Annotated in this window: 21 protein-coding genes; 12 read left to right on the top strand and 9 right to left on the bottom strand. The window is 62.4% G+C overall.

Annotated elements, in window-relative coordinates; translation table 11 throughout:
• Positions 1-515 precede the first annotated feature (515 nt).
• The 3 genes from ACIDOCELLA78_RS97835 (at position 516) to ACIDOCELLA78_RS97825 (ending at position 2,752) form a co-directional block, all read left to right on the top strand.
• Complete coding sequence (locus tag ACIDOCELLA78_RS97835; RefSeq protein ID WP_201727527.1) at positions 516-1,829, top strand: site-specific integrase; 1,314 nt, start codon at positions 516-518, stop codon at positions 1,827-1,829.
• Between the two features lie 228 nt (positions 1,830-2,057).
• A complete protein-coding gene (locus tag ACIDOCELLA78_RS97830) occupies positions 2,058-2,600 on the top strand; it encodes a DUF6088 family protein (protein WP_307850849.1) in 543 nt (180 codons plus the stop codon).
• Positions 2,597-2,752, top strand: a complete 156-nt coding sequence (locus tag ACIDOCELLA78_RS97825) for a hypothetical protein (protein WP_201727525.1) — start codon at positions 2,597-2,599, stop codon at positions 2,750-2,752. The genes ACIDOCELLA78_RS97830 and ACIDOCELLA78_RS97825 overlap by 4 nt, the downstream gene beginning before the upstream one ends.
• Positions 2,753-2,833: 81 nt before the next feature.
• Here ACIDOCELLA78_RS97825 and ACIDOCELLA78_RS97820 read toward each other — a convergent pair whose 3' ends face one another.
• Together ACIDOCELLA78_RS97820 and ACIDOCELLA78_RS97815 are read right to left on the bottom strand one after the other, a co-directional pair.
• Positions 2,834-3,850, bottom strand: a complete 1,017-nt coding sequence (locus tag ACIDOCELLA78_RS97820; protein WP_201727524.1) for a nucleotidyl transferase AbiEii/AbiGii toxin family protein — start codon at positions 3,848-3,850, stop codon at positions 2,834-2,836.
• Positions 3,843-4,436, bottom strand: coding sequence for a DUF6088 family protein (locus tag ACIDOCELLA78_RS97815; RefSeq protein WP_201727523.1), 594 nt, complete (start codon positions 4,434-4,436; stop codon positions 3,843-3,845). The genes ACIDOCELLA78_RS97820 and ACIDOCELLA78_RS97815 overlap by 8 nt, the downstream gene beginning before the upstream one ends.
• 231 nt (positions 4,437-4,667) lie before the next feature.
• On the opposite strand from ACIDOCELLA78_RS97815, the gene ACIDOCELLA78_RS97810 reads away from it, so the two are divergent.
• The 6 genes from ACIDOCELLA78_RS97810 (at position 4,668) to ACIDOCELLA78_RS97785 (ending at position 10,502) form a co-directional block, all read left to right on the top strand.
• Positions 4,668-5,630 (top strand): ArdC family protein, encoded by a 963-nt coding sequence (locus tag ACIDOCELLA78_RS97810; RefSeq protein ID WP_201727522.1) that lies wholly within the window; start codon positions 4,668-4,670, stop codon positions 5,628-5,630.
• 224 nt (positions 5,631-5,854) lie between these two features.
• Positions 5,855-7,795 carry a ParB/RepB/Spo0J family partition protein gene (locus ACIDOCELLA78_RS97805; protein WP_201727521.1) on the top strand — a complete coding sequence of 647 codons (1,941 nt, stop codon included), beginning with the start codon at positions 5,855-5,857 and terminating at the stop codon, positions 7,793-7,795.
• A gap of 24 nt (positions 7,796-7,819) precedes the next feature.
• Positions 7,820-8,245, top strand: coding sequence for an IS66-like element accessory protein TnpA (gene tnpA / locus ACIDOCELLA78_RS97800; RefSeq protein WP_201727520.1), 426 nt, complete (start codon positions 7,820-7,822; stop codon positions 8,243-8,245).
• On the top strand, positions 8,242-8,589 hold the full coding sequence (gene tnpB, locus ACIDOCELLA78_RS97795; RefSeq protein WP_201727519.1) for an IS66 family insertion sequence element accessory protein TnpB: 348 nt from the start codon (positions 8,242-8,244) through the stop codon (positions 8,587-8,589). Before tnpA ends, tnpB begins: the two co-directional genes overlap by 4 nt.
• An 81-nt stretch (positions 8,590-8,670) precedes the next feature.
• Positions 8,671-10,278, top strand: a complete 1,608-nt coding sequence (gene tnpC / locus ACIDOCELLA78_RS97790; RefSeq protein ID WP_201727518.1) for an IS66 family transposase — start codon at positions 8,671-8,673, stop codon at positions 10,276-10,278.
• The gene (locus ACIDOCELLA78_RS97785) at positions 10,239-10,502 is read left to right on the top strand and encodes a hypothetical protein (RefSeq protein WP_249674923.1); all 264 of its coding nucleotides are present in this window, start codon (positions 10,239-10,241) and stop codon (positions 10,500-10,502) included. The genes tnpC and ACIDOCELLA78_RS97785 overlap by 40 nt, the downstream gene beginning before the upstream one ends.
• On the opposite strand, the gene ACIDOCELLA78_RS97780 is transcribed toward ACIDOCELLA78_RS97785, so the two are convergent.
• Together ACIDOCELLA78_RS97780 and istA are read right to left on the bottom strand one after the other, a co-directional pair.
• Positions 10,471-10,821, bottom strand: a complete 351-nt coding sequence (locus ACIDOCELLA78_RS97780) for an ATP-binding protein (protein ID WP_249674919.1) — start codon at positions 10,819-10,821, stop codon at positions 10,471-10,473. The genes ACIDOCELLA78_RS97785 and ACIDOCELLA78_RS97780 overlap by 32 nt on opposite strands.
• Before the next feature lie 11 nt (positions 10,822-10,832).
• Positions 10,833-12,374 (bottom strand): IS21 family transposase, encoded by a 1,542-nt coding sequence (gene istA, locus ACIDOCELLA78_RS97775; RefSeq protein ID WP_201727517.1) that lies wholly within the window; start codon positions 12,372-12,374, stop codon positions 10,833-10,835.
• A 128-nt stretch (positions 12,375-12,502) separates the two neighbouring features.
• Between istA and ACIDOCELLA78_RS97770 the strand changes: the two genes are divergently transcribed.
• Complete coding sequence (locus tag ACIDOCELLA78_RS97770; protein ID WP_201727516.1) at positions 12,503-12,922, top strand: IS5 family transposase; 420 nt, start codon at positions 12,503-12,505, stop codon at positions 12,920-12,922.
• Positions 12,923-13,043: 121 nt separating this feature from the next.
• On the opposite strand, the gene ACIDOCELLA78_RS97765 is transcribed toward ACIDOCELLA78_RS97770, so the two are convergent.
• From ACIDOCELLA78_RS97765 to ACIDOCELLA78_RS97745, 5 genes are all read right to left on the bottom strand, one after another.
• Positions 13,044-13,334 carry a helix-turn-helix transcriptional regulator gene (locus ACIDOCELLA78_RS97765; protein WP_201727515.1) on the bottom strand — a complete coding sequence of 97 codons (291 nt, stop codon included), beginning with the start codon at positions 13,332-13,334 and terminating at the stop codon, positions 13,044-13,046.
• Between the two features lie 109 nt (positions 13,335-13,443).
• Entirely contained in the window at positions 13,444-13,662 is a 219-nt protein-coding gene (locus ACIDOCELLA78_RS97760) for a hypothetical protein (RefSeq protein ID WP_201727514.1), read from the bottom strand.
• Between the two features lie 13 nt (positions 13,663-13,675).
• Positions 13,676-14,020 (bottom strand): hypothetical protein, encoded by a 345-nt coding sequence (locus tag ACIDOCELLA78_RS97755; RefSeq protein ID WP_201727513.1) that lies wholly within the window; start codon positions 14,018-14,020, stop codon positions 13,676-13,678.
• A gap of 79 nt (positions 14,021-14,099) precedes the next feature.
• On the bottom strand, positions 14,100-14,342 hold the full coding sequence (locus tag ACIDOCELLA78_RS97750) for a YMGG-like glycine zipper-containing protein (protein ID WP_201727512.1): 243 nt from the start codon (positions 14,340-14,342) through the stop codon (positions 14,100-14,102).
• A 216-nt stretch (positions 14,343-14,558) separates the two neighbouring features.
• Positions 14,559-14,840, bottom strand: a complete 282-nt coding sequence (locus ACIDOCELLA78_RS97745) for a hypothetical protein (RefSeq protein WP_249675001.1) — start codon at positions 14,838-14,840, stop codon at positions 14,559-14,561.
• On the opposite strand from ACIDOCELLA78_RS97745, the gene ACIDOCELLA78_RS97740 reads away from it, so the two are divergent.
• Both ACIDOCELLA78_RS97740 and ACIDOCELLA78_RS97735 read left to right on the top strand, forming a co-directional pair.
• Positions 14,721-14,978: a chemotaxis protein CheB gene (locus tag ACIDOCELLA78_RS97740; protein WP_249674964.1), complete on the top strand. Its 258-nt coding sequence runs from the start codon at positions 14,721-14,723 to the stop codon at positions 14,976-14,978. The two genes, ACIDOCELLA78_RS97745 and ACIDOCELLA78_RS97740, sit on opposite strands and share 120 nt — an antisense overlap.
• Positions 14,948-15,385: a chemotaxis protein CheB gene (locus tag ACIDOCELLA78_RS97735; protein ID WP_249674917.1), complete on the top strand. Its 438-nt coding sequence runs from the start codon at positions 14,948-14,950 to the stop codon at positions 15,383-15,385. Before ACIDOCELLA78_RS97740 ends, ACIDOCELLA78_RS97735 begins: the two co-directional genes overlap by 31 nt.
• The last annotated feature ends 1 nt before the right edge of the window (position 15,386 follow it).

Raw genomic sequence — 15,386 nt, 5'->3', positions numbered from 1 at the left:
CATTCACACAATGCGATTCCCCGCCGGTGCTTATCCGAGTTGCTTACCCGCCTGCGGACGGCCCTTGGGGTAAGCGCGGATCCGTAGGCTGAGCTCGCCGTTCGTTGCCATGCACTGACAACGCCAGATCCAGCGCTAACAATGGCATCGGCCGCCAAAAACCGGTCTTCGCGAGCTTACCCCTTGCTTACCCGATATACAGCGGCACCCCAGGTAAGCAAAAACGGCCCCGAAGGGCCGTCTTTATCTCTCTGATTTTCCTAAGAAAACTTGGAGCGGGCGAAGGGATTCGAACCCTCGACCCCAACCTTGGCAAGGTGCCCGAGTAGCCTACGCCAGTGTATCCGGCTTCCCGCTAGAGCAAGCGTTTATAGGATAAATCAACTAGATAGCCACGAACATCTCTGCCGTCAGTATCCCGACCTACCCCGCGACTTGCTTTCAAGTGCTTGGAATTTGCTTCGTTGAGGTCTATAATCGGCTAATTCTAAACAAACTTCCAGTAGGTGCCTGATATGGCTGGAGAAAAGCTCACCAAGCGCGTCGTGGACGCCCTCAAGGCTCCGGAACCTTCGAAGGTTGGGGTCAAGGTTCGGGAGAGTTTCCGATGGGATCGCGAGCTGCGAGGCTTCGGCGTCCAAGTCATGCCGTCGGGCCTCAAGAGCTTCGTCATCCAGTACCGCACCCCCGAGGGCAGGCCCCGACGGGTAGTGATCGGGCGCTATGGGCTGATGACCGTCGAGGAGGCTCGTATCATCGCCCACGAGAAGCTCGTCGCCGTGTCCAAGGGCATCGACCCTGTCGCCGATGAAGCTAAGGCGGCGAGACTCCTGACCGTCGCCGAAATTTGCGATTGGTACATCGTCGAGGCTGAGACCGGGCGCATCCTCGGCCGGCGCCGACGCGCCATCAAGGCGTCCACCTTGGCGATGGATCGGAGCCGTATCGAGGCCCACATCAAACCTCTGCTCGGGCGCCGGCAGATCGGCTCGCTCAAGCTCGGCGACATCGAAGGTGCGCAAGCCGACATTGCCGCGGGTAAGACGTCGAAAGCGCGCGTCGGCAGCCGTGGCGGCGCCACGACCGGCGGCGAAGGCGTCGCGGCGCGGACAATATCGACGCTCCACGCCATCTTCGAACATGCCGTGCGCCTTGGACGGATCGAAGCCAATCCCGCCAAGGGCGTTCGAAAGCTCGCCGCGCAGCCCCGTGAGCGGCGTCTCAGTCGCGCGGAGATCGAGCGGTTGGGCAAGACGCTTCGCGCCGTCGCCGAGGAGGGGGAGAATCCGACCGGACTTGCGGCCATACGCTTCCTGCTGCTCACCGGCTTCCGACGCATGGAGGGCCTGGGACTGCAACGCGCATGGCTGGATGAGGAAGAAGAGGCGATTCGGTTCCCTGACACCAAAAGCGGTGCGCAAACGCGGGTGATCGGGCGTGCCGCCATCGAGCTGTTGCTCGGTCAACCAAAAACGAAATCGCCCTACTTCTTTCCAGCTGATTGGGGCGGAGGCCATTTTGTCGGCGTGGTGCGCGTGCTTGATCGCGTCTGTGAAAAGGCGCGGCTGGCCGACATCACGCCGCACACCTTGCGCCATACCTTTGCCAGCCTGGCCGGCGATCTAGGTTTTTCCGAATTGACCATCGCGGCACTGCTCGGTCACTCGGCCCGCGGCGTCACCCAGCGCTACATCCACATTGATGAAGCGCTCAGAATGACTGCCGACCGTGTGGCTGCAGAGATGGCTGGTATCCTTGACGGCCGGGCGACACCGGCGCGCACAAGCGGCGATCGCGCCGAGCGGCGCCTGGAAGCCGCCATCTCATGAGCATGGAATAGGGTAAGTGTCAGGCGACTATTTGTGCGAAATGTGTAGCAAACTTCGGACTATCTTTGGCGCCTTGCCGCCGCCGTGTTCCCAGCGCCAGCGTCGGAATAAAGCAACATGTTTCGGTCAACCCGTGAAGGCGTCCGAAAAATGTCGTATCGTTTGGACATGGCGGATATTCGCCCCCAATACCGACAGTAAGAATGATGGCGCCGGTGGTTCTCGTGCATCTGTCGTAGCAAGCGATATGGCGTTCGAGTAAAGTGGGCACAGCGGGGTGTCCTTCGCGCCCAGCTGCTCGATCGAATCGCGTCAGACCCAGAGGAGGTTTGGACGCCAAGCGACTTCGTGGATCTCAGCAGCCGCGCCGCCGTGGATAAGACGTTGCAGCGTCTCGTCCCCTCCGGAGAGCTTCGCCGCATTGACCGGGGGCTCTATGACCGGCCCCGCAAAAGCAGTCTGACGGGCCACACAACCGTTCCCGACTATCGGGCCGTCATCCGCGCCGTGACACGTCGCGATCAAGCTGGCGCCGTAGTGGACGATATGACCGCCGCCAACGACCTCGCCCTCACCACAGCCGTGCCGGCCCGCATCGAGGTCCTCGTCGATGCTCGCCTGAAGCACATCAAGCCCGGCAATCGGGAGATCCACTTCAAGTACGCAGCACCCAGCCGCCTCTTCTGGGCTGGTCGGCCCGCCATGCGGGTTGTTCAAGCGCTCCACTGGATGCAGGACTGCTGGACAACGACGATGAGCGGGCGCGGGTGAGCGCCGCACTGCACCGTCTATTCGCCGATCCCAGCCACGGACAAGCGATCCGCGACGACCTGCGGTCTGGCCTGTCGGCCTTGCCGATCTGGATGCATGAGTTCCTCCGCGACCTTCTTAGCCCGAACACCACGGACGGCGCGCGCCAATGACGACCGCCGCCTACCAGCAAATCATTGCCGCGCCGCCGCGCGACCGTCTCGATCTGTTTCTCGCCACCGCCAACCAGTTTCTTATTTGGCCGCGCTGTTCGCGCGCGTGGCTAAATCTGCGCACCGCGCCATGAGCGCCTCGAACGGCTCGGCGTCATCGAAGAGCAGCCCATCCTCGACCATGCTGATATAGTCATCTTCCAACACCTTCGCTCCATCGCCGACCGGTACGAGCATCAAGCCGCCGTTGACCCCCGATGCGTAGTCGATCGGCGCGCGGTCGGCTGCCTTCTCTGCGAAAAACATCGACTTGTGGCGGGCGACGGCGTTGGCCAAGGTGCGATCGGCGATAGCAGCCTCCGCGAAGCCGGCTTCATCCAGCCGGACAACATCGTGCCAGTGTCGTGCGAAGCGGTCGCCGCGCAGCCGTTCCTGGAGGCAGAAGACATGGATGGCGGTCGCCTTCTCCCAGAAGGTCCGCTCGGCGTGCATAACGCGCGGTCGCGCCGTTGGGAATATTAACCCATCCATCAGGCCGGCCGCATCGCAAATGACATCGCGCAGGCTCGCCGGTTCTCCCGTCGAACGGGCGCCGAACTCCAGCATGACGCTGGGCGCCACATAGCCGGACCCAACGGCGGTCGCCTCATAGTCGATAAAGAGCTTACGCTCCTCGACGCGGATCCTCGCTGCAAGTCCTTCGGCGGTGAGAGCATTCGCGATCAAGGGCTGCACGGTTTCCGCGACCCATGCCGGTAACCGCCGACGGACCTCGCTGGACCAGCGCTTCTCCTCGCTTCGCGTCTTCGGCAGCCCTTCGCCATTGTCCCCGACCAGATCGGGCGCAATCGCCCGAATGTCATAGGTCAGATCCACGTCCTCCGAAAACCGGCGAATGATCTGATAGGCTTTCGACAGCGACGTGCCGCCTTTGAAAACCAGATGCTCGCCGAGTGGTGCGGCATAAAGGGTCGCCAGCGACCACACCACCCACACATCCTTTTCAAGAAGATGGGCGGGACGGCCGGATCGGTCGGCCGCGATGCCCAGCGCGTCGCGCCGATCCTGAGCCGAAAGCTGGAGAAAGAAGTCAGCCATACGCCGCCCTTCCGACGCTTTGCGCGAGCCACGTCGGAAGCTGCGGCGCGGCGGCGACCAGTTCGCCGAACACGCCTGGCGGCATTTTCCGCTTCAATGTCGTGAGTGCAGCTTCTGCCCTTTCGGGGCCGAGCCAGGCCAGCGCCCGCACGACCTCCCCCGCCGGACGGTTGGCCAGGGCCAGTTGCCAGCGCGGCGCGTGCCGCAATTCCACGACCTGCTTGCCAAGGTGCATCTTTCGGCTGCGGCCGGAGGTCAGATAGACTGAACGGACGGGCACCTGCGTCGTCAAGCCAAGAGCGTTCGCCGCAGCGGCGCCGTTCGACACGATGATCTCGCCCCTTTGGGTCGCGACAGCCTCAATAGCCTGTTCGACAGACGGCGCGCGCGTGCCGAATCGGCTGGCGACGGGACGCATATAAACGCCGCGGCCGGCACGGATGAGCTGCCCGCGTTCGGTCAGACGCGACAATGCCTGATCCACGGCCGCCCGGTTCCCGAGGTGGAGCAAGCCCTTGGCGGACATAGGGGCGCCTTCGGGCAATCCCGTCGTATGCGCCAAAATCTGTTCGGTCAGTCGCGTCATCGTCTTTCTCCTGTTGGAAATATAGATAAATTTCTGACAGTTTTCAAGGAAGCCATAAAGACAAGTCCGGATAAGCGGGAAAGCCTTCCCCTCCGACCGAGCCTCTCGTCTCGGCCTACCCCTTCTGAGGGGAGATCACGCAACGCCCAAGAGTGAGAGTGCAGATCGGTTTTTCCGTGACGGGTTCGATGTCGCGAGAGAGGCTCGCGGCGCCCGTCGCGGAGATGTGCGATGTCCCGATATACCGAACGCGCCCGCACCGGTCAGGACCGGGCGGGGCTCTATGCCGAAATCACTGACAAAATCATCGCTGAGTTGGAGGCTGGCCGGGCTCCATGGGTCCAGCCCTGGGGGACGATTGCGGCAAAAGCCCCGCTATCCATGCCCAAAAATGCCTCGACCCAACGTTGCTACACCGGGATCAATGTGTTGATTCTCTGGGGTGCTGTTATCGAGCACGGCTTTGCCGGCCAGAGCTGGCTGACCTTTCGTCAAGCGCTCTCGCTCGGTGGCCATGTGCGCAAGGGTGAGCGCGGCACAATTGTTGTTTATGCTGACCGATTCACACCGGACGATGAACGCCGCCGCGCGGCGGAAGTTGGCGAGGAAGCGCAAGCCATCCCGTTCTTGAAACGCTTCACGGTGTTTAACACCGCGCAGTGTGAGGGGCTGCCGGATCAAATAACCGCAACGGCGCCACCGGTCGAAACCGATCTCGTTCTGCCGCAGGCGGAGGCGTTGATCCGGGCAACCGGCGTTGATTTCCGGATCGGCGGTGAGCGAGCCTTCTACGATCCTCGCCATGATTTCGTGCGGGTGCCGCCACCGCAAGCCTATTTCGAGCCGATCAACTGGCATCGGACCGCCCTTCACGAAATCAGCCATGCTAGCGGCCATCCCTCGCGCCTGAACCGCGATCTGACCGGATCATTCGGCTCGAAGAAATATGCGTCTGAGGAGCTCATCGCCGAAATTTCGGCCGCCTATTTATGCGCATCGCTCGGCATCGCGCCGACGGTGCGCCATGCCGATTATATCGGGGCCTGGCTTGAGGTGCTGCGCGAGGATAACCGGGCCATCGTGCGTGCTGCCAGCGCCGCGTCGAAAGCGGCCGACTACATACTGGGGTTTCGATCGGATACGGCCGGAGCGGCTCCGGCAGCTGTAGCCCATGATGGGATGCAAGCCGCCTAAGATCATTGCGCCCGCCTTACCGGGTTTCAGCGGGAACGTACACCCAGATAACCGCGTTTCCGCCTCTCCGGTTTGCCGAGTTTCCTTTTGTCCGGTGTTGCGATTTTCCGGTTCTCCGGCTTACCGGTTGCACAGCGAAGCAGAGTGAAAGGACGGCGCAAAAATTCGTGACGGTGCAATCGGTTGGGAGAGTGGCTTCCAGCGGCCCGTCGCGGAGAAAAATCATGGCCAGTGCCATTCAGAAAATCACCCTCAGCGCCTCGCGCGATATTCCGTTCAACAAATTGATCCTCAGCCAATCGAATGTCCGCCGGATAAAGGCCGGGATTTCGATTGAAGAACTGGCGGAGGACATTGCCCGGCGCACTTTGCTGCAAAGTCTCAGCGTGCGCGCTGTCATCGATGCTGACGGGCTCGAAACCGGCATGTTCGAGGTCCCGGCCGGTGGGCGGCGGTTTCGGGCGTTGGAATTGTTGGTCAAGCAAAAGCGCCTGGCCAAGACGGCGCCGGTTCCGTGCGTGGTGCGCGCGGGGGGGATTGCGGAGGAAGATTCGCTCGCGGAGAACGTCCAACGCGTGGCACTCCATCCGCTCGACCAGTTTCGCGCGTTCCAGGCCTTACGTGAGAAGGGGCTCGGCGATGAAGAGATCGCGGCGCGGTTCTTCGTGAATGCCAATGTGGTGAAGCAGCGCCTGCGCCTTGCGGCAGTCTCACCCAAACTGCTCGATCTCTATGCTGAGGACGGCATGACGCTGGAGCAATTGATGGCCTTCACCGTCACCGGCGACCATGACCGCCAGGAACAAGTTTGGGAGTCTCTCGCGCATGCCTATAACAAGGAGCCCTACACGATCCGCCGCCAACTGACCGAGGGGGCGGTTCGCGCCAGTGATCGGCGGGCCTTATTCGTCGGCGTGAATGCCTATGAGGCTGCTGGCGGCGTGATCATGCGCGATCTGTTTCAGCATGATGATGGGGGTTGGCTGCAAGACCCGGCACTGCTTGATCGGTTGGTGGCCGAGAAGCTTCGCAGCGAAGCCGAAATTTTGCGCGATGAAGGCTGGAAATGGATCACCGTCGCGACGGAGTTTCGCTACGGCCATAGCGCGGGCCTGAAGCGCCTGGTCGGCAAGATTGTTGAACTCACCGAGGCGGAGAGCTCAAGCCTTCGGGCGCTGCAGGCCGAGTATGCGACGCTGGAGGCAGATCATGCTGACGCTGACGAATGGCCTGAGGCGGTTGATCGGCGCCTTGGAGAGATCGAAGCCGCTATCGCGGCGCTGGAGAACCGGCCGATCCGGTATGACCCTGCCGATGTCGCGCGGTCGGGTATTTTTGTCAGCATTGATGGAGAGGGAAGCTTGCGGGTCGAGCGCGGCTTCGTGCGACCGGAGGATGAAACGCCCGTCGAGCCAATATCGGTTGAGGGCGAGGATGCGGATGGTGTTGTGACGACGACGGCACCGAGCAACACCGATGCGCCGGTGCACCGCGCGTTGATCACGATTGGTGGCGTATCGGGTGCAGAACCAGAAACGGCCGAGGATGAGAACACCATCCGGCCGTTATCGGATCGGCTGGTGACGGAACTGACTGCCCATCGCACCTTGGCGCTGCGCGACAGCGTGGCGAACGAGCCGCAATTGGCGTTTCTGGCGGTGCTGCATGCGCTCTGCCTCAGCGCCTTCTATCGCTACGCCGCATTCTCCTGCCTGGAGATTACGGCCAAGCAGTCCAGCTTCTCGGCACAGGCGCCGGGCCTTGCCGAAACTGCATCGGCCCAGGCGATCGATGCCCGTCATGCACAATGGGGCAAGCAATTGCCGGAGCAGCCTGCCGATCTCTGGGACGTGCTGATGGGCTTCGATTACGATAGCCAGGCGGCGTTGTTTGCTCATTGTGCGGCTCTGACCATCAATGTGGTTAAGGAACCATGGAACCGGCGAGCCGATGCGCTGGCGCATGGCGATCAACTGGCGCGTGCCGTCAATCTCGACATGGTGGCTGCGGGCTGGAGACCGACGGAGGAGAACTATTTTGGTCGGGTGCCGAAGGCACGGATTCTTGAAGCGGTGCGGGAGGGCAAGGGGGAAACGTATCCATCCGGTGTGAACCGCCTGCCGGTACGGCAAGGAGGCGTGCATAAGAGCGCTGCTACGAGCTGATTCATGGTAAGGGGCGGCGGGCGGATGGAGATTATCACGGGGGTAGAGCGCCGGCGCCGCTGGCGGGATGAGGACAAGCTTCGGATTGTGGCGGAGGCTGAGGCGCCGGGTGCGGTGTTTGCGCTGGTTGCGCGGCGGCACGCGATTTCGAGAGGGCAATTGTGGAAGTGGCGCGGTCAGGTTCGGCGTGGTGAGTTGGTGCCGGTGCCGATGGTACCGGAATTCATTCCGGTGCGGGTAATGGCGAGTGCGGCACTGTCGATGCCGCGGGCGGCAGGCAAGTCAGCTTCGGTGAACGACGCGAGCGTTGATCCGATGTCGCAGAGGCGAGCCACGCGATGCGATGCGAGCCGGATCGAGATCGTGCTGCCGGACGGGACGTGTGTTCGGGTTGATGATGGAGTTGGGGTTGCCGCCTTGCGTCGGGTGCTGACGGCGGTGCGGCGGTGATCCCGGTCTCGGCCGGTGTGCGGGTCTGGCTGGCGTCGGGGCATACGGATATGCGCCGCGGGATGAAGGGGCTCGCGTTGCAAGTGCAAGAAGGTCTGGGACGGGAGCCGTTCTGCGGGGATGTTTTTTTCTTTCGCGGACGCGGCGGGTCGCTGGTCAAGGCGATCTGGCACGACGGCGTGGGGATGTCGCTGTATTCGAAACGCCTTGATCGAGGGCGGTTTATCTGGCCGCAGACTGCGGACGGCGTTGTGTCCCTCACCGCTGGTCAGATCGGTTATCTTCTGGAGGGGATCGACTGGCGAAATCCACAACAAACCTGGCGGCCGCAAGCGGCCGGGTAGGCGCGAAGATTCTGGGGAAAATCCTGGTCCAGAGCGGATTTCTGTAGCGAAACCCTGGAAATTCGTGATTCTATACGGGGCATGGATCTCGATCCTTCGACCCTGCCGAATGATATCGCTGCGCTGAAGGCGATCATTCTGGGCGACCGTGCTCGGCGGTCCGATACCGCAGCGTATATCGCGCATCTGAAGCTGCAGATCGAGAAGCTCAAGCGTGCGCTCTACGGCCCCAAGGCGGAACGCACGGCGCGGCTGCTTGATCAGATGGAACTGGAACTCGAAGATCTCGAGACCACCGCGACCGAGGACGAACTCCGCGCCGAGCAGGTGGCCGCGAAGGCCAAAACCACGACTGTCGCCGGCTTCACTCGCAACCGCCCATCACGCCAACCCTTCCCCGAACACCTGCCACGCGAGCGGGTTGTGCTGCCAGGTCCGACCCAGTGCGCCTGCTGCGGTGGATCGCGGCTCGCCAAGCTCGGGGAGACGGTGACCGAGACACTGGAATCCATCCCCCGCCAATACAAGGTGATCCAGCATGTGCGGGAGAAATTCACCTGCCGCGATTGTGAGAAGATCAGCCAGGAACCAGCACCCTTCCACACCATTCCACGCGCTTTTGCCGGTCCCGGCCTGCTCGCGATGATCGCCTACGATAAATTCGGCCAGCATCAGCCGCTGAACCGTCAATCTGAACGGTTCGCACTGGAAGGCATCCACCTCAGCGTCTCGACCCTGGCCGATCTGATTGGTGCTACCTGCGTGGCGCTGGAGCCGGTGTTCAAGCACATCGAGACGATGGTGTTCGCGGGTGCGCGCCTGCATGGCGACGACACCACCGTGCCGGTGATGGCACGAGGGCAGACCGATACGGCGCGCGTGTGGGTTTATGTGCGTGATGATCGGCCGTTCGGCGGATCGGGTTCCCCCAGCGCGGTGTTCTACTATTCACGTGACCGCGCCGGCGTTCATCCGCAAACCCATCTCGCCGGATACCGCGGCATATTCCAGGCCGATGCCTATGGCGGCTACAACAAGCTCTACGAGTTGAACCGATCTCCTGGACCGATCATCGAGGCGGCGTGCTGGTCGCACGCCCGACGAAAATTCTTCGAGCTGGCCGATATCGCGCGGAACGCGAAGCGCAAGGCCCAGGGTAAGACCCCCGCCTTCGTGGCGCCGATGGCCTTGGCCGCGGTGCAGCGCATCGACGCGCTGTTCGAGATCGAGCGGGAGATCAACGGTCAGTCACCCGCTGAACGCCTGGCGGTGCGCCAGCAACTCGGCGCCCCGCTCGTCGCTGAACTCGAGATCTGGATGCGCGCCGAGCGCGCCAAACTCTCACGCCACAACGATGTGGCGAAGGCGATCGACTATATGCTGAACCGTTGGTCATCATTTACCCGGTTCCTGACCGACGGGCGGATTTGTCTCAGCAATAACGCGGCCGAACGTGCCCTACGCACCCTTGCTCTGGGCAGAAAATCCTGGCTATTCGCCGGCTCCGATCGCGGTGGTCAAAGGGCCGCCATGTTGTACAGCCTGATCACGACGGCAAAGATGAACAACGTCGACCCACAGGCATGGCTCGCCGACATCCTCGCGCGCATCGCCAGTCATCCAGTCGCCAGCATCGAGAAATTGATGCCATGGAACTGGACACCGCAATCCTGGGCCCTGGCCGCCTGATCGTGCAGACCAATAAAATCCACCACGTCTTCACGATTGACCGTGTCGCCAGGGACCTCGGCGAGGATGAGGAGTGGCTCGCGGACATCGCCAATGAGATGGAACCCGAAGACGGCCTGATCTGGGTTTACAACCTCAGCGACGGCGGCGTCATAGCCTTCACCGACTTTGGTATCGAAAATCTGCGCGAGCTCATCCTGATCCACCGAGATAGAGCCAAATAGACTCGTCCGCGGCTCTGACCGGATGGGTACGGATCCAGTCGCATCCGGCGAGTTTGAGGAACATCGCGCGATCCAGACCACGTGCGGTCCGATAATCGATATCTTCGACGGTGGCCGCCTGGCGCAGCTTGGCCACGCGGGCCAGCCGCTCAAAACGCTTCTGCCGCCGCAGCGTTGTCTCGTGATCGAGCAGCAACGCCAGCCACGCGGCATGATCGAGGCTGGCGGTCTCGGGATGCGCCCCAAGATCCTTGAATCCCTTGGCCATGCCATGCAGGCCAAGGTCGTGCAGTTGATCGAGGGTCGGATGGGTCAGCATGGTTGGTCCTTTTAATGAAAATAGCCGGAACCACGGAGATTGCCGTGGGTAATGACCGCCTGGGGCTCGCCCGCCGCGGCGGTTGAACGATCGAGCTTGTTGGCGACGATCGAGGCGAGACTTTTGTAGGTGAACGCACCGATCGCGACGGCGCGGTCGGCTACGGCCTCAGCGCGGGCGGGTTCGAGGTCCTTGAACAATCGGAGAATGCCGAGATAGGTCCGGAACCCCTGTTCGGGATGCGGCCGGCTGGCGAGGATGGCGGTGATCAGCCCTTCGGTATGCGGGCCGATGGAGGCGCCCCAGCGGCGGAACCGCTCCGGCGTCCATTCGGCGTAGCGCCGGTGGGCACTCGGCATGTGCTCGATATCGGTGCCATGCTTGCGGCCGCCGTAGCGACGCTGGTGAACCGCAATGCGCTTGCCGTGGTGGAATATCTCAATGCCGCGTTCGGTCGCGCGGGTATCGACCTGCTGGCGGATCAGTTCATGCGGCACCGAGTAGAAAAACCCGCAGACCTCGACGTGATAATCCAGCGCGACCCGTGCCAGACCCCATTCGGCGAATTCATAGTCGGATGCCGGCAACGCCGCGAGCGCGGGCCGCTCGATCGTCTCGAAGAGATGCCGGCGGCTGACGCCGATCCGGCGCATGACATAGTCGTTGATCCGATCGACCATGCCGGCGATCGCCTGGTTGGCCTCGGCCAGCGAGAAGAACGTCTGCCGGCGCAGACGCCCCAGGATATAGGTTTGAGCAAAGCGTACCCCGGATTCCACCTTCGCTTTATCGCGGGGCCGGAACGGACGCGCAGGGAGCACACCGACCCCGTAATGTGACGCCATGCGCCCGTAGCTGAGGTTGATCTCGGGATCGTAGAACGATGGCTTGTTGACGCCGGACTTCAGATTATCCGGCACTATCAGCCGCGGAACACCGCCAAATGCGCGGAACATGCGGACATGCGCGCCAATCCAGTCCGGCAGCGTCTGGGTCCAACTCGCCTCCGCATAGGTGAAGCTCGATGCGCCGAGCACGCCGACGAAGATCTCCGCCTGTCGAACTTCGCCACTCGCCCGATCGACAATGCCAATCCGCTTGCCGGAATAATCGACGAAGACCTTGTCGCCAGCACGATGATCCTGGCGCATGACCGGTGACAGGCGGGCCTCGAATTCCCTGAACAGTTCGCAGAACCGCGAATATCCGTAACCGTCCGGGTGCTGGTCACGGTACTCCTCCCAAAGCACCTGCAGATTCATCCCAGGCCGCTTCAGTTCGCAGACCAGTTCGTCCCAGGCCGGCTCGGCACGGCGCCGAACCCCCTGCTTGTAGCCACTGCGGGCAAACAGCCGCTCTTCGATCGCCGCATCGGTCAGCTCGGCCGGCACCGGCCACGCCAACCCCGCCTCCTGTGCCCGCTTCAGGTTATCCTGGATCGTACTGCGCGCCACACCGAGCATCCGCCCGATCTCCCGCGCGCTGATGCCGTCCCCGGCAAGCCGCAACATCTGTCGTATCTGCCGCATCGTCAGCTCTCTCCTGGCCGGCATCCAATCCTCCACGTGGTTGATCACGAGAAGGCAGATGCCCGAGTCGCTGACCCAGCCAAATAACGCTCAAAACCTCAGTCAGGTGGCCGGAATGAAATCGGAATGCCGGCCGGCTTCAAATCGGAACGGTGGCCGGCTTCACCTCGGAATACCTGGCCGGCTTCAATCGGAATCCGCAGCTGCCCATCGGCATCATCCTGAGCCCCGGCGAGGCTCACGACAGCACAGCTTATGCCGACCTGATGGAAGAGCGCGACAGTGATCCCGGCATCCTGCTCGCTGATCGGGGATATGACAGCGACGCGATCAGGCAGGACGCACGCGACCGCGGGACAATCCCCGAAATCCCGACCAAGAGAAACCGCCGCATCCAGCATTCCGTCGACCGCCCTCTCTACACACTCCGCAATCGTATCGAGCGTTGCTTCAACAAACTCAAGAACAGCCGCCGGATCGCCACAAGATACGATCAAACCGCCAGCAGCTTCCTCGGTTTCACTCTCCTCGCCTCAATCCGCCTCTGGTTCAGGTTTGTCCACGCCTCCTAATACCAAATCCTGTGGGGAGTGACTCACGATAGTGCTTCCGCGACGCGGGGACGCTGTGAAACTGGTGTTCCTTGAGAGGTTCACCATGCCGCGAGCTTACGGACAATCGGCGCAAATCCGCCTACGGCGAGAAGCTCGGCTCCGCATAAAAATAGGCTAGGTTGACGCCAAGTGTCTGTGCCATTTGGCTCAGTTCCTCTGGCCCAATATGCTGACTGCCGATCTCGTAAGCGGCGATCCTTGCGTCCGGCAAACGCAATGCCGTGGCGAGTTGCTTACTGGTCAGTCCAAGTTCCGTGCGCCGCGCCTTGATCTGCCCGCCGATATGGGCGTCGAGCGGCGCAGCCCTTAACAAATAGATATTGCTTCCCTGTCTTATTCTAACTCCCATATCCTCAACCTCGTTTTTCATACCATTGATGCATTGCGGGCGGCTGGCCGTGAAATCTGGCAGATCCGGCCGCTCGCTGAACAGGTTCGGAAACTACGTATGCGACGAGATGGCGTGCAACTTCGTCACGTCACTGCGTCGTCGTAGAATGCGTGGTTTGAGTAGTCGTAGTACCGGGCGTGCCCGGCATCGGCGGCATCGGCGCCGGCGCGGTCGTCGAGGTGCTCGTGCGTTCCGTCGTTGTCGTCGCGGTTTCGGTCGAACCGTACCCGCAACTGGCGAGCGTCAGGGCGGCGCCGATCATCCACGTTGCAAGCACGGCGCGTGCCGCGATCTTGTTTGGGCTCATGATATTCTCCAGTTCATTTCGTTGTCGAGTAGGACGAAGTGGTGTCCGTCGTCGTGGTCGATTGCGGTGGCGGCACCACCGTGGTGGTTTTGGTGGATTCGCTGACCGCCCCGTCTTCGTTGCCATAGGTTGTCTCCCGCGATTCCGACGTATTCCCCGCCGCATCGACGCTTCGGTTGGTCTCGGTCGTGCTCAGCGTGCCGCTCGGCGGCGCCATGACCGGCGCCGGAACCGTCTCGTCGGTCGGTGGTGACACCGAGGTAGATGTCGTTGTCGATGATGTCGTCTGTGCGTTCGCGCCGGCGGTGGCAAAGGCGAGGCCGGCGCCGATTGCGGTCATGAATAGAATGCGTTTCATCGATTTTCTCCTGGTTTCAAGCTGTGTAAGTGGCGTGGAGGCCGCGCGTGGCGCACCGCTCCGGGATCGGGCGACCCTGTCAGCCGCGTGACAGATTGATCGTGTTCGGGCTAGTCAGACCACCGACCGCGGCGCCAACGCCGCCGCCGATCAGCGCGCCGCCACCCGGCCCGATGCCGGTCACCGACCCGATAACCGCACCCGTCCCGGCACCGATCGCGGCGCCGGACAAGGCCCGGCCTCCTGGCGAGGTGCCGCAGCCACCAAGTGTGGGGGCGGCTCCGATGGAAACGGCGAGCCAGTCCGCTCTGCGCGATTTCATGGGAAAGCTCCTGATGGCGCCGCGGCGGCCAGACGGGTCGCTCTGCGAGCCCCTGTGTCATTCGCGGCGATGGGGATTTCCCTGAAGCGCGTGCGGCAGGGAAATTCCGCTGCTCAATAGAATAGGAACTTGCATGAGGATCGGGCAGGATCGGAATCTACCCTATGCGAAATGTTCGTCCGGCATCGGCTGCGCCGCATGGATTCGTTGTCATGATCAGCGAAGTTCTCTATCGTAGACGAAATGGAACCGGGAAAGACGCAACCTGAACAGGATTAACCGGGAAAGGAGTATCGGCATGACGAAACCGTCGCCGCCCGGCAACCTCACCGACACGTGGCACCAGACGTGTCTGAGATAACCGCGCCAAGCGGCTTTCTGGCCGTCGGCATCGGTGCGTCCGCGGGCGGCCTCGATGCGTGCCGCAAGCTTCTCGAGGCGATACCCGATCGTTCCGGGATGGCTTTCATTATCGTCCAGCATCTCGACCCGCCCCATCCGAGCATGATGGCCGAGTTGCTTTCGGTCCACACCGGTATGACGGTGCGCGAGGCGGAGGACGGATTATCGGTCGAGCCCGAAACCGTCTATCTCAACCGCCCGGCGTGTATCTGGCGGTCGATAACGGCGTGCTGAAACTGTCGCCGCCCCCGGCCCGACATGGGGCGCGCCTGCCGTTCGATTTTCTGCTGCCCTCGCTGGCCGCCTTCTACGGGCAGCGAGCGGCGGCGATCGTGCTGTCGGGCACCGGTGCGGATGGCAGCATCGGAATCCGGGCGATCCGCGAGCACGCCGGACTCATCATCGCCCAGCATCCGGACGACGCGGCGTATGATGGCATGCCGGCCAGCGCGATCGCAACCGGGATGGTGGACGCGGTGCTGCCGCTGGCCGAGATTCCCGCCCGCGACCAGAAGAGCAGAGCCAGCTCCGCCTTGCCGTCCCGGGCACGAACCCGGGGCCGCTCGATCACGACCTTGCCGCCATTGAAGCCGATCGGTCCCCGGATCCTGCCCCATCGATGCCCAACCTTGCCAGCCTAAC

This window comes from Acidocella sp. C78, from assembly GCF_907164655.1.
This window is presented reverse-complemented; position numbering and strand designations above follow the sequence as displayed.

Bases quoted from the DNA above. Each gene is read 5' to 3' on its own strand.
- ACIDOCELLA78_RS97760 (WP_201727514.1), bottom strand. From the start codon at position 13,662: ATGAGCCCAAACAAGATCGCGGCACGCGCCGTGCTTGCAACGTGGATG.
- ACIDOCELLA78_RS97745 (WP_249675001.1), bottom strand. From the start codon at position 14,840: ATGGGGCGGGTCGAGATGCTGGACGATAATGAAAGCCATCCCGGAACG.
- istA (WP_201727517.1), bottom strand. From the start codon at position 12,374: ATGCCGGCCAGGAGAGAGCTGACGATGCGGCAGATACGACAGATGTTG.
- tnpC (WP_201727518.1), top strand. From the start codon at position 8,671: ATGGATCTCGATCCTTCGACCCTGCCGAATGATATCGCTGCGCTGAAG.
- ACIDOCELLA78_RS97810 (WP_201727522.1), top strand. From the start codon at position 4,668: ATGTCCCGATATACCGAACGCGCCCGCACCGGTCAGGACCGGGCGGGG.
- ACIDOCELLA78_RS97820 (WP_201727524.1), bottom strand. From the start codon at position 3,850: ATGGCTGACTTCTTTCTCCAGCTTTCGGCTCAGGATCGGCGCGACGCG.
- ACIDOCELLA78_RS97750 (WP_201727512.1), bottom strand. From the start codon at position 14,342: ATGAAATCGCGCAGAGCGGACTGGCTCGCCGTTTCCATCGGAGCCGCC.
- ACIDOCELLA78_RS97835 (WP_201727527.1), top strand. From the start codon at position 516: ATGGCTGGAGAAAAGCTCACCAAGCGCGTCGTGGACGCCCTCAAGGCT.
- ACIDOCELLA78_RS97780 (WP_249674919.1), bottom strand. From the start codon at position 10,821: ATGCTGACCCATCCGACCCTCGATCAACTGCACGACCTTGGCCTGCAT.
- ACIDOCELLA78_RS97755 (WP_201727513.1), bottom strand. From the start codon at position 14,020: ATGAAACGCATTCTATTCATGACCGCAATCGGCGCCGGCCTCGCCTTT.
- ACIDOCELLA78_RS97815 (WP_201727523.1), bottom strand. From the start codon at position 4,436: ATGACGCGACTGACCGAACAGATTTTGGCGCATACGACGGGATTGCCC.
- ACIDOCELLA78_RS97765 (WP_201727515.1), bottom strand. From the start codon at position 13,334: ATGAAAAACGAGGTTGAGGATATGGGAGTTAGAATAAGACAGGGAAGC.
- tnpA (WP_201727520.1), top strand. From the start codon at position 7,820: ATGGAGATTATCACGGGGGTAGAGCGCCGGCGCCGCTGGCGGGATGAG.
- ACIDOCELLA78_RS97785 (WP_249674923.1), top strand. From the start codon at position 10,239: ATGGAACTGGACACCGCAATCCTGGGCCCTGGCCGCCTGATCGTGCAG.
- ACIDOCELLA78_RS97805 (WP_201727521.1), top strand. From the start codon at position 5,855: ATGGCCAGTGCCATTCAGAAAATCACCCTCAGCGCCTCGCGCGATATT.